This window comes from Kiloniella spongiae (assembly GCF_001026905.1).
GTDB lineage: Bacteria > Pseudomonadota > Alphaproteobacteria > Kiloniellales > Kiloniellaceae > Kiloniella > Kiloniella spongiae.
Window position 1 is genome coordinate 93989 of the sequence record NZ_LAQL01000006.1, and the last position, 15607, is coordinate 109595.

15 protein-coding genes are annotated in these 15607 nt (G+C 44.2%); 7 read left to right on the plus strand and 8 right to left on the minus strand.

Features of this window, described 5'->3' with window-relative positions:
• Window positions 1-69 precede the first annotated feature (69 nt).
• Window positions 70-972 carry a LysR family transcriptional regulator gene (locus tag WH96_RS09380; RefSeq protein WP_047763912.1) on the plus strand — a complete coding sequence of 301 codons (903 nt, stop codon included), beginning with the start codon at window positions 70-72 and terminating at the stop codon, window positions 970-972.
• Here the strand turns inward: WH96_RS09380 and WH96_RS09385 are convergent.
• The gene (locus WH96_RS09385; protein WP_047764231.1) at window positions 969-2336 is read right to left on the minus strand and encodes a DUF3179 domain-containing protein; all 1368 of its coding nucleotides are present in this window, start codon (window positions 2334-2336) and stop codon (window positions 969-971) included. The genes WH96_RS09380 and WH96_RS09385 overlap by 4 nt on opposite strands.
• 103 nt (window positions 2337-2439) lie before the next feature.
• Complete coding sequence (locus WH96_RS09390) at window positions 2440-3816, minus strand: MFS transporter (protein WP_047763913.1); 1377 nt, start codon at window positions 3814-3816, stop codon at window positions 2440-2442.
• Window positions 3817-4103: 287 nt separating this feature from the next.
• Between WH96_RS09390 and WH96_RS09395 the strand changes: the two genes are divergently transcribed.
• Entirely contained in the window at window positions 4104-6368 is a 2265-nt protein-coding gene (locus WH96_RS09395) for a methyl-accepting chemotaxis protein (RefSeq protein ID WP_047763914.1), read from the plus strand.
• A 56-nt stretch (window positions 6369-6424) separates the two neighbouring features.
• Here the strand turns inward: WH96_RS09395 and WH96_RS09400 are convergent, their stop codons facing one another.
• The gene (locus WH96_RS09400; protein WP_047763915.1) at window positions 6425-7048 is read right to left on the minus strand and encodes a LysE/ArgO family amino acid transporter; all 624 of its coding nucleotides are present in this window, start codon (window positions 7046-7048) and stop codon (window positions 6425-6427) included.
• Window positions 7049-7166: 118 nt separating this feature from the next.
• A complete protein-coding gene (locus tag WH96_RS09405; RefSeq protein ID WP_047763916.1) occupies window positions 7167-7814 on the minus strand; it encodes a glutathione S-transferase family protein in 648 nt (215 codons plus the stop codon).
• A 207-nt stretch (window positions 7815-8021) separates the two neighbouring features.
• Here WH96_RS09405 and WH96_RS09410 point away from each other — a divergent pair, with 207 nt between their 5' ends.
• Window positions 8022-8918, plus strand: coding sequence for a LysR family transcriptional regulator ArgP (locus WH96_RS09410; RefSeq protein ID WP_047763917.1), 897 nt, complete (start codon window positions 8022-8024; stop codon window positions 8916-8918).
• A gap of 88 nt (window positions 8919-9006) precedes the next feature.
• On the plus strand, window positions 9007-9810 hold the full coding sequence (locus WH96_RS09415; RefSeq protein WP_047763918.1) for a class I SAM-dependent methyltransferase: 804 nt from the start codon (window positions 9007-9009) through the stop codon (window positions 9808-9810).
• A gap of 53 nt (window positions 9811-9863) precedes the next feature.
• On the opposite strand, the gene WH96_RS09420 is transcribed toward WH96_RS09415, so the two are convergent.
• Window positions 9864-10757 carry a LysR substrate-binding domain-containing protein gene (locus WH96_RS09420; protein WP_053005803.1) on the minus strand — a complete coding sequence of 298 codons (894 nt, stop codon included), beginning with the start codon at window positions 10755-10757 and terminating at the stop codon, window positions 9864-9866.
• A gap of 158 nt (window positions 10758-10915) precedes the next feature.
• On the opposite strand from WH96_RS09420, the gene WH96_RS09425 reads away from it, so the two are divergent.
• Both WH96_RS09425 and WH96_RS21965 read left to right on the plus strand, forming a co-directional pair.
• Window positions 10916-11434, plus strand: a complete 519-nt coding sequence (locus WH96_RS09425; protein ID WP_156176765.1) for a hypothetical protein — start codon at window positions 10916-10918, stop codon at window positions 11432-11434.
• A gap of 6 nt (window positions 11435-11440) precedes the next feature.
• Window positions 11441-11596 (plus strand): FAD-binding protein, encoded by a 156-nt coding sequence (locus tag WH96_RS21965; RefSeq protein WP_156176766.1) that lies wholly within the window; start codon window positions 11441-11443, stop codon window positions 11594-11596.
• Between the two features lie 145 nt (window positions 11597-11741).
• Here the strand turns inward: WH96_RS21965 and rlmN are convergent, their stop codons facing one another.
• From rlmN to WH96_RS09440, 3 genes are all read right to left on the minus strand, one after another.
• Window positions 11742-12977: a 23S rRNA (adenine(2503)-C(2))-methyltransferase RlmN gene (gene rlmN / locus WH96_RS09430; RefSeq protein WP_082130410.1), complete on the minus strand. Its 1236-nt coding sequence runs from the start codon at window positions 12975-12977 to the stop codon at window positions 11742-11744.
• 231 nt (window positions 12978-13208) lie between these two features.
• Window positions 13209-13745 carry an invasion associated locus B family protein gene (locus WH96_RS09435; RefSeq protein WP_047763920.1) on the minus strand — a complete coding sequence of 179 codons (537 nt, stop codon included), beginning with the start codon at window positions 13743-13745 and terminating at the stop codon, window positions 13209-13211.
• Window positions 13746-13852: 107 nt separating this feature from the next.
• Entirely contained in the window at window positions 13853-14386 is a 534-nt protein-coding gene (locus WH96_RS09440; protein ID WP_047763921.1) for an RNA methyltransferase, read from the minus strand.
• Window positions 14387-14546: 160 nt separating this feature from the next.
• Here WH96_RS09440 and WH96_RS09445 point away from each other — a divergent pair, with 160 nt between their 5' ends.
• Window positions 14547-15599, plus strand: coding sequence for an asparaginase (locus tag WH96_RS09445; protein WP_047763922.1), 1053 nt, complete (start codon window positions 14547-14549; stop codon window positions 15597-15599).
• Window positions 15600-15607 lie beyond the last annotated feature (8 nt).

Consider the following 15607-nt stretch of genomic DNA (forward strand, 5'->3'; position numbering starts at 1 on the left):
ATAATTAGCTAGATATTTACTTACTACCCATGCATATTGGACATAATTATAAACAAAATAGATATAATAATGGATACACTTAAGAGTATGCGTGTTTTCGCCGCAGTCGTAGAACATGGCAGTTTCACAGCAGCTTCAAAGAGCTTGGGCATTTCAACAATGCTCACCAGCAAGCACGTCAAAAACCTTGAAGAAAAAATTCAAGCTCGCCTACTGAACCGCACAACACGCAAAGTAAGCGTCACAGAACTCGGACAAGCCTTTTACGATCGATCCCTGTTAATTATTGAACAAAGCGATGAATTACTCGATCTCGTAAGCGAACAAACAGATACGATAAAAGGGCATCTTCGCGTCACAGCCCCCAGAGTTTTGGGCGAAGAAATTGTCGTCGATTGCGCCAATGACTTTATGAAGCGTCATCCCGAAGTCACTCTGGATTTAAGGCTGGAAGAAAGAACCGTGGATATTATTCAAGAGGGGATTGATGTCGCGATAAGATTGGGAGCGCTCAACGATAGCAGTCTCATCGCGAGACACCTCGCGAAATACAAATACCTGCTTTGTGCTACCCCTGATTATCTGAAAGAACGGGGCACGCCAACACATCCGAATCAACTTATCGACCACGATTGTATTCTTGGATCAACCATCAGCCCGACCAATCAACTGGATTTTATCATCGATGGAAAAAAGACAGCACTGACCATCAAGCCCCGGGCACGTGTAAACGCCGCACAACCCATAAGAAAAATGACTTTAGAAGGCCACGGTATCGGTATGTGTCTCATTTCTACCGTCAAAGAAGATCTTGCCACAGGCCACCTTGTACGTCTCCTTGAGGGATTTGAAGCTTATGACAGAAGTGCCTATGTGATTTATCCGCATAGACGTCATTTAGCCCCCAGGGTTAAGGCCTTTGTTGACCATGTTGCTCTGTACTTCAAAAGATCAGACAAGGTAGAACATTAATCAGCAAAAGCCCCGGATTGACTATAGTTGTTCCAGGCAAACCAGTAGGAAACATGTCCCGGCAAGCGTTTCAGTTTACGGCCATCTTCAGCAACTAACGCATCTTCCGTAATCCCCCAACTACCGCTATCACTCTCAAGATAACCCGCTTTTTCAGCGAGAGAAAACACTTCATCATTACCGGTGTAGGCTCGAACCGTTCTTGTCTTCTCATTCCCAATCAAGATAACTTTTTGTTCCCCAACCTTATCCTGAATAATGTGGTCATCGCGAAATTTCGAGAGAGGCCAAGCCTGTTCTTTGCTTTGTAAACGTAAAACAAAAACATAGGATTTTGCCGCATTTTCACTTTGATCCACCAAAGCCGGAAACATGAGTTCCGATGAAGCAAAATACTCTCTGTAAGCAACACCGGATCCATAGTCTCTTCGATATCCTGTATCTATATCCAGAACTGTTGTTTTTGGATGATGAACCTTCCACTGTTCCCAACTTGTAATAGTCACGGGTCGAGTTTTAAGTTCCAGATCTGTGCCCGTTAAAGTCCCCACGACAGGGCGTCCTGTAAACTGGTTCCACAGCGAATGTGTTCGTCTGTCAAACATAAGCTTGTTTGAGCGATAGAGAAAACCAGATGATCCGAATACCATCGGCTCTTTTCCGTCACCCAAATCAGTTTCGTACAGAATACCCGACCCGCAAAGCGTACAATAAGCCAAGGCAACCGGAACTCCCCCAATGACATCATTGAACATTTCATGCCAGTTCATAATGCGTAACGGGTAAGCCCTGGTATCGCCATTAATGGAAATGCCAAATACCAGATCATCATCGCGCATGTAGTCAGCTTTTTTCGCGGGGATCATTTCTGGATTATCCAGTGAGGGAATACCGTCCTTATGTACGCCACCCCATGCTATTTCTTCTAAGCGGATTGAATGACGAACGCCCGGATAAAGAAAATCAGCAAAATTTGGATCGATAAGTTGTGTTACACGCGCTTTGAATACATCAAAACCGTCAAAGGGTTTAATCTCGGGGTGGTCTTCCTGCCAAAGCATCCAATCGCCCCAATTCTGATCCGGCTGCCCCGTCAAGGAAACCAGTGTCGATCTGAGCTGGGTACTGTTAGGCTGAAAACGAAGCACCTGTATCAAAGCCGGAACCACATCTGTCTTCCCGCGTTGTTCGAAAATCGCGAGGACTTTATTACGATCTTCACGACTGCCCACTAAAACCTGCAAGCTCTGTTCAACAAGAAGAGAGGAATGTTGAACGTCTTGAGCCTGAAGGTGCAGTGGTAACACACAGAGGAACATAGACAACAGTAGGGCAAAAGCCCTTCGTGCAGAAATAAAGACCATAATATCCTCGCGACCTTCGAACACCCTCAAGGTAAGCAGAGATCATTACGGGGTAAAAACACAGCACGTCACAGTTCTGTGACGTCAGCTTGATCAACAAGGACTAATTTCTATTCGGCCAGAGTTCATGATGGCTATCAATCACAAAGGCATGCTTGTGTACCTGTTTGGGGTGGTAATGTGGATGACGATGTGGTTCCGGCCCTTCCCAGCCTTCATGTTTGTGTTGGTGATGTTCATCATGTGTATGCAGATGTAAATGAGATACTTCGGGATGCATATGGGTTAACACAGCACTATCATTTGCCGGCCAAAGGATCATCGCAACGACAAGCCCACCAAACACACCACCAGCACTTACAAGAAACGTTTCTGATAAACCAAGATACAAACCCAACCAGCCAGCGACCGGATAGGCTATAAGCCAACAGGCATGAGACAAAGCAAAGTGACTAGCAAATAAGGCTGGTAGATCTTGCTTGTGCGCGGAACGCTTTAAGAGCAAACCACCCGGTGTTTGGATCAAGGAAGTCCCAACCCCAATCAGACACCAGACCACCAAAGCAAGACTATAAGTCAGTTCTAACGAGCCTGCGATAAGAGTCAGGAGTAAAATTACCGCCCCTAGAAGCATAATGGATCTGGGCTCGAACGCATCAAGTATTTTTCGTAAACTTAAAGCGACGCACATAGAGCCAAACCCCGCAGCACCCAGAAAAACGGCAACATCCCCCTCGCTCCCGCCAAGGACTTCACGCACATAAACAATGGTGTTTACAATAACCATGACACCTGCTGCAGACACAGCAAAACTCAGCGCAAGCAAACCCCGCAATCGAGGAGTCGCAAGATAAATTCTTGTTCCCCGTGATACTTTTTTGAAGAAGTTTTGTTCTTCTTCCGTTGGTTCGATTTTTGGTAAGGTTACTGAAACGACAAATAAAGCTGAAGCCAGAAAGCCAATAATTGTACCTAAAAACAACCAGTGAAAACTCATAACAGATAGTAACAATCCAGCCAGAAGCGGGCTCAATAAAGCTTCGAAATCATAAGCCAGACGTGAAAGGGAAAGAGCCTTTGTAAAATCGCCCTCCTCCGGCAAGACATCAGGGATGGTCGCCTGAAAGGTCGGGGTAAAGGCCGCAGAAAAAGACTGGAATAAAAACACCAGTAGATAGATTTGCCAGACCTCTGTCACAAACGGCAAAAATAAAACCATCCCTGCGCGACACAAATCCAGAGTAACTAAAAAGCTTTTGCGTGGAAATCTATCAGCAAACGCCCCCACAACAGGGGCAATCCCGACATAAGCAACCATCTTAAGTGCTAACGCAGTTCCCAAAACAGCACCCCCATTTGCCCCCGCTAAATCATAAGCAAGAAGGCCAAGTGCCACCGTCGTCAATCCACTGCCCATTAGTGACAAAACCTGAGCTGCAAACAAATTTCGATAGGTTTTGTTTTTTAGAACATTGAGCATAACAAAAGGTCTTACAAAGAGATAAATTTGTTATCTCATAGATTATCCCCCTAGGGGGGATTGATCAAGTGCGATATCCGAAGAAAGTCATAACCAACAAGAGACTCTAATTACTTCACTTAACTATTTTTTTGCATTTAACGCATTGTTTTGCATTAATTTATTTCATCATTACACAAGGGGAACAAAAAATTTAACCATCATGACAAATTATTTACCTTTTGCCCTTTAAGCTTCTGATCAAATTTTAGTAAATGTGATGATTGTGCGGTTAAGGAGTTACAGGTATGGATGCCCCTAATGTTAAGAATTCCCATGAAGAGGAAACAAGGGAAAATCAAATAGATAATCTATCTGAAACAGATCCAACTTTGCCTCCCCCTAAGGATACCTCTGCAAGCATCGCACAGATAAATGATGCACTTGAGGAAAACACTCCAATACAACAAACAACAGAAGAAGCACCACAAATAAAATTTGGTATTGGTAAACGTCTTATCCTCTCCTTTGGTGTTGTCGCGGCCATGACTATACTGGTTAGCTTCATCAGTTGGTACAACCTCACCAAACTGACAGAAACACAGGAAGCCCTGACAGAAGAAACCGTTCCTGCCATTACTTCTGCGCTTAAACTGTCAGAAGAGATATCAAGGTTAGCCGCCACGGCTCCTTTACTTGAATCTGCTGCAAATACTGCTCAAAGAGATCAACGTTTTCTGGAATTACAAAGCTCTATTTTATCTGCCCAAAGCCACCTTTCCAGCTTAGGTGAGTTGAATTTCAGCCAGGAAACAGTCAATAACATCCAGAAAAGTCTGGGGGATATTGGCCCAAAGATTAACGAACTCCGCGAGCTCGGTAACGAAAAACAGACCTATGCTTTGCGAAGGGAAGAATTAGGTAAAGAACTTTCATCTTATAGAGAACTGGTCGCCAAAGAAATATCACCTCACCTGATCAAGGTGCGGCTTGGCGTTATTGACGGCGAAGGTGAACCTCTCCAACTTTTCCAACTTCAACAGGGCCTTCTTGATTTTAAAGGTTCAACCAACCTTCTAATTGGCCTTCTTGCCGAAGGTGGACAAACCAATACTCTGGAAGATATTGAGAAAATTGAGCAACTGTTCCTCGTATCTTTGGGGTCAATGGCAACACCGCTTTCTAAACTGGCCCAAACCCAAAAGGTAGATAAGCTTTCGGATCTCTTTCAAAATCTTTTAACTCTCGGCAGTAAAGGCGATCTCCAAGACAACATTTTCTCTCTTCGCAAAGCCGAATTGACCGCACAAAACAAAAGCAACGCGATTATGGCAGAAACCAGAACAATCGCCGAAAATCTATCCGGCCAAATCAGCGAGTTGGTTAACATCACCGAGGCAGACATTGCCTCTACAGCACAGGACAATAAAGCATCATCCGAACAGACCGAAATCATCATGATTGTCATTGCCGCGGCCTCTTTGATTATCTCTGTTCTAATCGGGTGGCTTTACGTCGTCCGGTCTCTCCTAAGCCGATTAATGGGACTTGTTCTTTCTATGGAACAAATTGCCAATGGTGATCTCACCACCAGTATCATGCGCAATGGAAATGACGAGATCAGCAAAATGGGCTTTGCCTTGGCGCAGCTTCGGAATGTGTCCCGTGAAGCAGAAGCATTGAAAGCGGAACAAGAGCTTAGTGAAGCACGCTTGGAAGATGAAAAGCGTCTGAATGCGGAAAATATGGCCAATGATTTTGATGCTTCTGTCGGTTCATCTATCAATATCCTCTCTAGCAATGTAACTGTTATGCGGGATCAGGCCAAAGAAATGCAAAATCTTGCTGCCGGATCTCAAAAAGAAGCACAGGAAATCAGTGGTGCAAGTGAAGCCATGTCCAATGATATATCCACTGTTGCCGCAGCCACCGAAGAACTTTCAGCATCAATTTCCGAAATTTCCAATCTTGTGAATAAATCGACGGACTGTTCAAACAATGCTGTTGAACGTGCAGCGACAATGAACGGTAATATTTCCCGGCTTAATGAGGGATCACAAGAGATCGAAAATGTCATCAGCATGATCAGCGGTATAGCTGAACAAACCAATCTGCTTGCCCTGAACGCAACCATCGAAGCGGCTCGTGCTGGTGAAGCAGGTAAAGGCTTTGCCGTTGTTGCCGCCGAGGTCAAAAACCTCTCAAATCAAACGACATCGGCAACGGAAGATATTCGCTCGCTCATCGGTAGCATTCAAAACGAAATTAGCAGCGCGGTTGATGCCGCTGAACAGATTGATAATGTCATCAAGGAAATCAACGATATTGCAGGTGGAATATCAACAGCGGTTGAAGAACAAGGCGGCGCAACGCGAGAAATCAGCCAGACTGTTAACCAATCCGCAAATAACTGTTCCGTTATTGCTGAACGAGTGCAAGAAGTTTCAACTGCTTTGAGTCAAACAAATCAATCAATGGGACAGGTCATTGACGGTGTCCAAAAAATTGACCAAGAAAGCTCTCTACTAACTGAAAATGTGGATCAGTTCCTCAATTCTGTTCGCGGGCATTAACATAAAGATGAGACCATGCCCTGAGTTATTTACAGTGCTCGGGGCTTTTTCATGGCTTATGATAAAGCTTGCATCACCAGCGACACTGCTATTGTCCACATGACAATGCCGATAAAGCTGTCCAGAATACACCACGCAATCGGACGCTTGAACAGAGGGGCCAACCATTGCGCCCCTAAACTGAGTGAGAAAAACCAGACAAAAGAAGAAACAACGGCACCCAGGCCGAACCATATTCTGGTTTCGGCAGGATATTGGCCACCGATAGATCCCAATAGAATCACTGTATCCAGATAGATATGCGGATTAAGCAAACTAACGGCCAAAGTCGTTAACACCGCCTTGACAAGAGTATCAGGCCCACGATCCTGTTGTGCTGTCAGAACATCAGGTGTTAAAGCAGCTTTGAATGCTTTTATTCCATATACAAAAAGAAAAAGAGCACCACTCCAAACAGCTAAATCAAGAAGCAAGGGGTTAGATGTGATCAGCACCCCCATACCAGCAACACCAATGGTTATCAGTAACGCATCAATAAGGCTACAAAGAGAAGCAATAAGGTACTGATTATTACGACGAAGCCCTTGAGTAAGAACAAAAGCATTCTGCGCTCCGATTGCAATAATCAACCCGGCGCCAATACCCATTCCCTTTAAAAAGGGTGCGGCAATCCCTAACATGATTTCATTCCTATTAAACCAATTGAAGCCACTGAGTTCTAATCTCAGTGGCTTCAATTTAAGCAATCATAACGAACAAGTAATGCTAATAATATTTATACTGCATAAGAATATTTAATTATGCTTCGTCTTCCTGAACAATCCAGGGTTCTGCCTTTCCGGCCTCTTCCCATTCCTGCCAAGCGGGAAGCTCTGTCATTGCAGAGGAATAACGTTTAACGACGGGATCGTCACTTAACTGATACTTGGCAATGCGGTTTACGACCGGAGCAAACATGGCATCAGCATTACAAAATTCACCAAATAAAAAAGGACCACCGGACTTTTTCAGACAATCACGCCAGATCGCGATAATTCGTCGCACATCTTTGTGAACGCCCTCTGAAACACGGATGGATTCTTCCTTGCGGCGCATATTCATGGGGCACTCTGCTCTCAGAGACATAAAGCCGCCATGCATCTCATTGGAAATACATCGGGCCATAGCCCGGTCAGATTGCTCAGCAGGCCAGAACCCCGCATCAGGAAACTTTTCTGCGAGATATTCAAGTATCGCCAGCGATTCCCAAACTGTCATCTCCCCATCTTTTAAAACAGGCACTTTCTTGGTTGGAGAGAACTCAGCAAAGTGCTTGTGTCTTGTCGCTTCATCAAATTGGGAAAAAACCTCTTCAAACTCAATCCCTTTCACTTTTAGAGCAATCCAGGGACGCAAAGACCAGGATGAATAGTTTTTATTGGCAATAATCAACTTTAGATCTGGCATAACAACCTCTTTAGATCAGCTTTCAGAGAAATGTAATCAGGTATGCGGGACATACTATGCCCAATAAACAATTTCTCCGCCACCTGCGGTCTCCCATTTGGCAGAACTTGTCGGAACTTTGTCACTATTCGATACATCTTTTCAGTCCACAAAAAGCTCTCTACAATAAAATTTATATAACAAAATAAACATTAGCAGCATTAATCCATGTATGATTACCGACAACTCGCTACGCTGAACGCCATTCTCGAAGAAGGCAGTTTTGAAAAGGCAGCCCAGAAGCTCTTTATTACCCAATCTGCAGTCTCACAGAGATTGCGACAACTCGAAGACAGCCTTGGGCAAACACTGGTTATTCGGAGCACGCCGTTAACTGCAACGACATCCGGTCAACGTTTGCTTAAACACTATAAACAGGTAAGCCTTTTAGAAAACGAGTTGGATGAGGATCTCAAAAACCAGAATAACGAAGGCTTTACCAACCTCACCATCGGCCTGAACGCAGATTCCATTGGCACCTGGTTTTTCGGCGCGGTCAAAGAGTTCACAGAAACCAGTAAAGTATTGCTGGAACTCAAAGTTGATGATCAGGAACAAACCCATCATCTTTTACGAACCGGTGAAGTCCTTGGCTGCATCAGTGGTAGCCCCCTCGCCGTTCAAGGATGTCGTTGCATTCCTTTGGGACAGATGATTTATCAACCCCTGGCCTCGCCCGAGTTTGTAAAACACTATGCTCCAATAGGTCTAAACAAAGACAATGCTGCAAATATTCCCGTTGCTGTCTTTAATCGCAAAGACCCGCTCCAGCACCGCTATCTGGAACAAAAATTTGGCATCGCAGACTTTCCACACCACCTTATCCCGGCCTGTGATGGTTTTGTTGATGCCTTACTCAAAGGTTTTGCCTATGGGCTTATCCCCAATCAACAGGGCCAACCTTATATAGATAGCGGCGATTTGGTTTCGATAGATCCCGGTCATAAAATTCCGGTGCCGCTTTATTGGCATATCTGGAATTTACATACCGATACGATGAAGGGACTAACAAAAGCACTGGTGTCGGAAGCAAAACGAGTACTGACGCCACTTCCGGATTGTTAGGTTATTTAGTCTTGCAACCTGTCATCATGTGGCAGCATTATCACGGCAATATATTTAAATATCGCCTAAAAAATAAAGAAACAAACCAATGCAAGATCGAAAATTCTATACCGAAGCCAACCGTGTTTCATGGAACGAAGCCGCACCACGGCATGAAGAGAAAAATCAACAACGATTATTACAAGACGTTACGCGAACTGATTTCAATGCTTTGGAACCTGAGCTCGCAGAAACATTGAACCGTCTGGATATTCAGGGAAAACGGGTCGCTCAAATATGCTGTAACAATGCAAAAGATCTACTGTCTGTTATAAAAATGGGCGCAGGTTCTGGATTGGGTATTGATGCCGCTTCAGCCTTTATCGATCAAGGTAACGAACTAATCAAAGCCACAGATTATCAAGACAAAATGGAATTGCTCGTTAGTGATGTCTACGACATTCCCAATGAACATTCAGAACAGTTTGATATTGTTCTGACCACCGTCGGCGTTATGAGCTGGATGCCTGATCTCTCTGCGTTTTTCAAAGTCATTCACAACTTGATCAAACCCGGTGGGTACTACATTGCCGAAGAAATGCATCCGGTCCTCTTGATGTATGAAACTGATGACCACGGCGTTTCAAGGCCGCTTTACTCCTATTTCAAACAAGATCCTTGGAAGGATACTGTCGGTTTGGATTATTTCGGACATGTCGAATACGAATCAAGTCCAAGCTATAGCTTTCAACACAAGATGGATGACATTCTTATGGCGGGAATCAATCTGAATATGAATTTGAAATATATTCGGGAAATTGACCGGGACATTTCAAATTTCTGCATGGATCTGGAAAATCAAGAAGCAAAACCGCCCCTTGGCTTTAATATGATCATGCAAAAACAAGGATAATTTTTGTTCTATGAGTTTTTTGATTCTGCCATAATCGAGATTAATCTTAAAAATCAAGTGTGCTGCAAGGTCAAATGCGTCACCTCCATCAGCCAATCGCGAAATGTTCCTAAAATTTTACGATCTAATTTTGTCGTAGTTGATAGGAAATACCAAGAATGGCTTGAGCGCCGTGATACATCTAGAGGTCGTACCAAACGTCCTTGTTTAATTAATTCTGCCACCAAAATACTACGACCTAATGCAACGCCAACACCTTCGCAAGCAGCCTCATACATAACATTGCTATCAGAGAAACCATGACCTTTTGGTCTGATAAGTTGTGGCATCCCAACCTCCGAAAACCAACTTGCCCAATCACATGAAACAACACCAGATTCACCCAAAACATCGTTCAGAAGTGTGTGGTGTCTCAAATCATCAAGAGAATTAAGTGGTATATTACCTTTTGCCAACGAAGGAGCACAGACAGGAAAAACGTCTTCTGTCATTAAAATATCGCCCACATGATTTTCCGGAACTGAAGCACAATAACGCAAAGAACAATCGAAATCCGCTTCATTCAGATCAACAATCTCTCGTCTGCAATGAAGTTCTACGTCGATTTCCGGATGACTTTCAACAAAATTACGAAGTCTTGGAGCGAACCAAATTGAAGCCAATGACGGACAAATGACAACTTTCAGCCGACCCGTTGGTGGTTCAGTAAGACGGCTTGCGGCAGTTCGAAGCTGTTCAAAGGCTGGTCGGACCAGATCAAAAAAAATTCTCCCAGCATCGTTAAGCAACAGGTCTCTACCTTGCCTGTCAAAAAGAGGCCTATCAAACCAAGTTTCTAGAGTTTTGATCTGATGACTGACCGCAGATGGCGATACCGACAGCTCTTCTGACGCTCGAACCATATTTCCAGTCCGAACAACAGATTCAAATGCTTTAATAGCATTCATAGGCGGAAATTTTACCAATCCAACACCTTACATGAGAATATTTCATTGATTCACTGAGTTTTACTCACTTTTTTGTATCAGAATAAATGTGTTAATGAGAAATATCAAACAATACTGAGATTAAAAATCATCGTGATAATCAAAATATGAGAAAATGAATGAGAACATCAAATTTAGCCCAATGGCCCAGTGGGATCACTCAGAAGAATTTCTCGATCTATAAACCACGTAGCATGAAATCAATGGGCATCTTGGAAAAAGATGGTTGGGCTATCAAAACCTATGGCATCCAAGCTCACGAACGAGCAGAAGGCGCTGATATGTTTTCCCCTGATCTTTTACAAACTGCAAAAGATCACATATTCAACCTTTTACCAATAACTCGTGAAGAAGGTTCTTTTTACAAAACGGGATTTACCGTTTTACACGAAGGCGTACAAGCTAACTGGCTTCTCTTCCAGTGGTGGACACACAACGATGTTTGGTGCCAGTTACTCTCATATTCCCACGCGAATGAACCGCTGCTTTTCAAGTTTTCAACACGCCCCATTGTTGCATGTGTCTATGAGACAGCAATCATTTGGCATGAACAAAAAGCATGGATTGAAAATGTTCTGAACGGCAAAGCAGACCGCCAAGCTTATCTTGACAATATTATGACAGCAAAAACTTGCTAGCTCATCATGTCAATTACATCCCCTCATCATAACCTCAAATGCGATCTATTAATTGTTGGCAGTGGTGCAGCTAGGTTAATTGCTACAATAACGGCAGCAGCCTCAGGCCTTGATGTCATTATCGCAGAAAAATCAGAATTGATCGACGGAGCAACTGCTTGATCAGGAGGTTGGGTTTGGTTACCAAAGTCTCAAGCACCAAATGAGACCAATAATATAACTGAAATCACCAACGATCTTTATAGAGGTGTTAAACGGTTGGAAACAAAACCACCTTTTGGGATATCAGAAAATATCTTCCTTTTATCTATTCTGCAGCACAGGGCTTCTTCGTCTTGCGCTTTCTTTCAGATTCGGACTTTAGCTGACCACAGGCGGCAAGAATATCTTCGCCTCGTGTAGTGCGAATCGGTGCTGATATGCCTTTTTCAAAAAGGTAATTCGAGAAGCGGCGGATCTGATTGTTTGAAGAACACTCAAAAAACGATCCTGGCCATGGGTTGAAAGGAATCAAATTAACTTTGGCAGGAATACCTTTTAGAATTTGAAGAAGTTTCTTCGCATCTTCCATGGAATCATTCACATCCTTGAGCATGACATACTCAAAAGTAATGCGTCGAGAATTGCTAACCCCCGGGTATTCGCGACAGGCATCCAACAATTCTTTTAGCGGATACTTGTTGTTAATAGGCATAATTTTACCTCTTGTCTCATCATCAACAGCATGAAGAGACACAGCCAAATTCACCCCCAGATCAACACCACAGCGCCGTATTTCAGGCACAACACCAGATGTCGAAAGTGTAATACGACGTCTTGAGATGGTTAAACCTTCCCCATCCATGACGATTTTCAAAGCCGCTTTCACGTTTTCATAATTATAAAGCGGTTCGCCCATGCCCATCATCACAATGTTTGTCACACGGCGTCCTGGTGCGGAGCTTGGCCATTCTTCCATGGCGTCTCTGGCGTGAATAATCTGGGAAACAATTTCATTAGGGGACAGGTTACGAACGAGTGGTTGCGTACCCGTATGACAGAATTTACACGTCAGGGTACAGCCAACCTGTGATGAAACACAAAGCGTCCCCCGATCTTCTTCGGGAATGAAAACCGTCTCAACTTCATTTCCATCTGGAAAACGAAGGAGCCATTTACGCGTTCCATCAACCGAGATCAAATCTTCCACAATCTCCGGACGTCCGACAACATAACCGGCTTCCAGCTTTTCGCGAAATGGTTTACCCAAAGACGTCATTTCATCAAAGGATGCAGCGCCTCGATTATAAATCCACTGCCACAGCTGTTTGGCCCGAAACTTCGCTTCGCCAAGGTTGAGAACTTCGGCTTCCAACTCGTCACGAGACAGTCCGACCAAAATTTTCCGACCATCAGCCGCATGTGAAGAAGGCGGTGCAAAAGCCTTCGCATGCCCCCGAGAGCTCGCATTACTATCCTGCGCACTCTGATTTGGCGCTTGAGCAGTATTCTCGATCTCTTTGGCTTTGTCTGTTTTGTCTGTGATTTTAGGTGCCGTGGTCATAGCTCATCAATCCTTAAGGCAGATATTTTATCTGCGATTGAGGCTTAAATAAAGCGAGTCACTGCCGGGTTCAAGCGGATTCGCCCTGCAGAGACTGCATAACAGCCGTTTGCATTGGTTTTAGAATACACCAATGGGCTTAATAACAATGAAAGTACTTAGTAAATTTATCAGCCTATAAGTGACTGTTTTATCCAGATTAAAACAGTCACACAACATGTATCACGAGTTCTATTTTTTACCACAAGCCTGATTAATAGCCCGATAAGCCGCTGAAAAACCACTTAAAGAATAGGTATCTTTAGTTTTTGTACCACGCCCGGAAACACCACGGACAATAAGATTTGAACCCTTGATCATCGCTTTGATAACCTTCTGGTCGTCTTCTTGGGTATAGGCCCAGGCGCTGTCACCGGCGGTAAAGAATTTATAACTGCTTTTACCAACACTAAGGGTTGCTTGAGAATCCGGACGATAGCTGTAACCAGTCTGAATAGAGATCTCATCCCAGCGTTTCTCGCCAGTTCTATGGGATACAACCAGATAGATATCGCCGCGTTTTTTATACTTCCCTTCAGCTTTTTTAGGAACCGAATTCATAAAGCAAACCTTATGACCATTTTCGGTATAGCTGTAAGAAGTCCAATCTTTGTGCTGCCCGATAGCTTTAATTCCCTGAGCAAAACTTGTCGTCGCAGACAGACCAAAGGAAACAGATACCATAAGGGCCATAGGAATGGCGGATTTCATCGACAATAGCTTACTCATTATCTTCCCAGTTATACTAATACTCTGCGCGGTAAATTTCTTAGTTTTCACCACTAAACCATAAAGTAGGTAATTCTAAGGCAGGTCTTTTAGTTTCGTCCAGACGGTTAATCTTTTTTTGTTCGAATAATCTGATTACCCTGAACATGCTTGGGTAAAGGAACCGCTTCGGCCCGAGGATTAACGGGACGCCCGGGGAATCTACCCATAGAGATCAATCTGTCATAAAGCACAATTGCACCAGCAACACCAACATTCACACAGAACTTCATCGGAATTTTCACAATAAAGTCACAGCGTTCTTGCATTTCCGGTGACAAAGATCCCTTTTCAGGCCCCAAAACATACGCCGCTTGCGTCGGATGACGGAAGCTTGGGAGTTCGATTGACTCATCAGTAAGTTCGACCCCAACCAACTGCACACCTTTTGGCAGTACCATTTCCTCGACAGAGTCAAAATTATAGAGCGGTAAAGTCTTTGCCGCATCTGAAGTATCAGATTGTTTGACCTGTTTTGCATCATAATGGGGTGCAACGGTAAAAAAGAAACTTGCCCCAAAGCTATGTGCCGACCGAAGCAGATTCCCCAGATTCATGGGTTTACTGCCGCCCTCGACCCCCATGCCAAAAAATCCTCTCATGGTTCTCTCTGCCATAGTCTTAATTCAGGTCCTTCTTAAGCCTGTTAATCTTCATTACTTTACGCCTATAATGCCAGCGCAAAAATCAGTGGGTGGTTGAGCCCCTCGGTTCAGAGTAGATCTGAATTGAGCCTCGTGTTCTTAACATAAGAGTTTTCTAGTGTCGGATTTAACAAAAAACAACAACTCATCCTCAAATGAGGGTCAAAATAACCCGATTATGGTCGAAGTGACCCGGGGAAATATGGTCGAAAGCATTCATCGTGCGTCTTATGCGGTTGTCGATACAGATGGAAAGGTTGTTTTATCTGGCGGCGATTATGAAAAAGTTACCTATGGGCGTTCGGCTATAAAATGCATGCAGGCCTTACCTCTTATTGAAAGTGGGGCGGCAGATGCTTTCAATCTAACCGATGCCGAGATATCCATTGCCTGTGCCAGTCACGACGGACAACCAGAACACGTTGAGACAGTAAAAAAGTGGTTGGAGAAAATTGGCTGCACTGAAGAAGATCTCGAATGCGGATCTCACCTTCCCTATCACATCCCTTCAATGGTTGATCTCTTGAAAAGTGGTGGTTCCGAATCAACCCTCCACAACAACTGTTCTGGCAAGCACACAGGCTTTCTGACAGTTTGTAAGCAGCTTGGATATGACCTCAAAGGGTATGTGAAATATGAACATCCGCTGCAACAAAATATCCTTGGCGCGATGGAAACCATGTGCGGCATGGATCTTGGTGATGCCCCCCGTGGTGTAGATGGTTGCGGTATACCGGTTATCGGCGTCCCCCTTGCGAACATTGCCTTGGCAATGGCCCGTTTTGCAGATCCTTCGGATCAGCCCGAAACCCGTCAGGAAGCATGCCAACGTATCAACAAAGCAATCGCAGCTGAACCTTTCATGATCGCCGGCTCAGATAGATTTTGCACAAAGATTGTTGAAGCGACTAAGGGTCGTGCTTTGATCAAAACTGGGGCCGAAGGTGTTTACACCGGTATTATTCCGGAACTCGGCTTAGGTATCGCCTTGAAAGCCGATGATGGTGTTACCCGCTCAGCCGAAACTGTTATCGGGATGATTTTAAAACACCTGAAGATCATCGACGACGCAACGGCGCAGGAAATGAAAGATGTTCTGGAGCCTCCCCTGTTTAACCGTGCTGGTATACAGGTTGGACAAGTTCGCGCTGCACAAAACGTTCGCTTCTAAAGAAACAG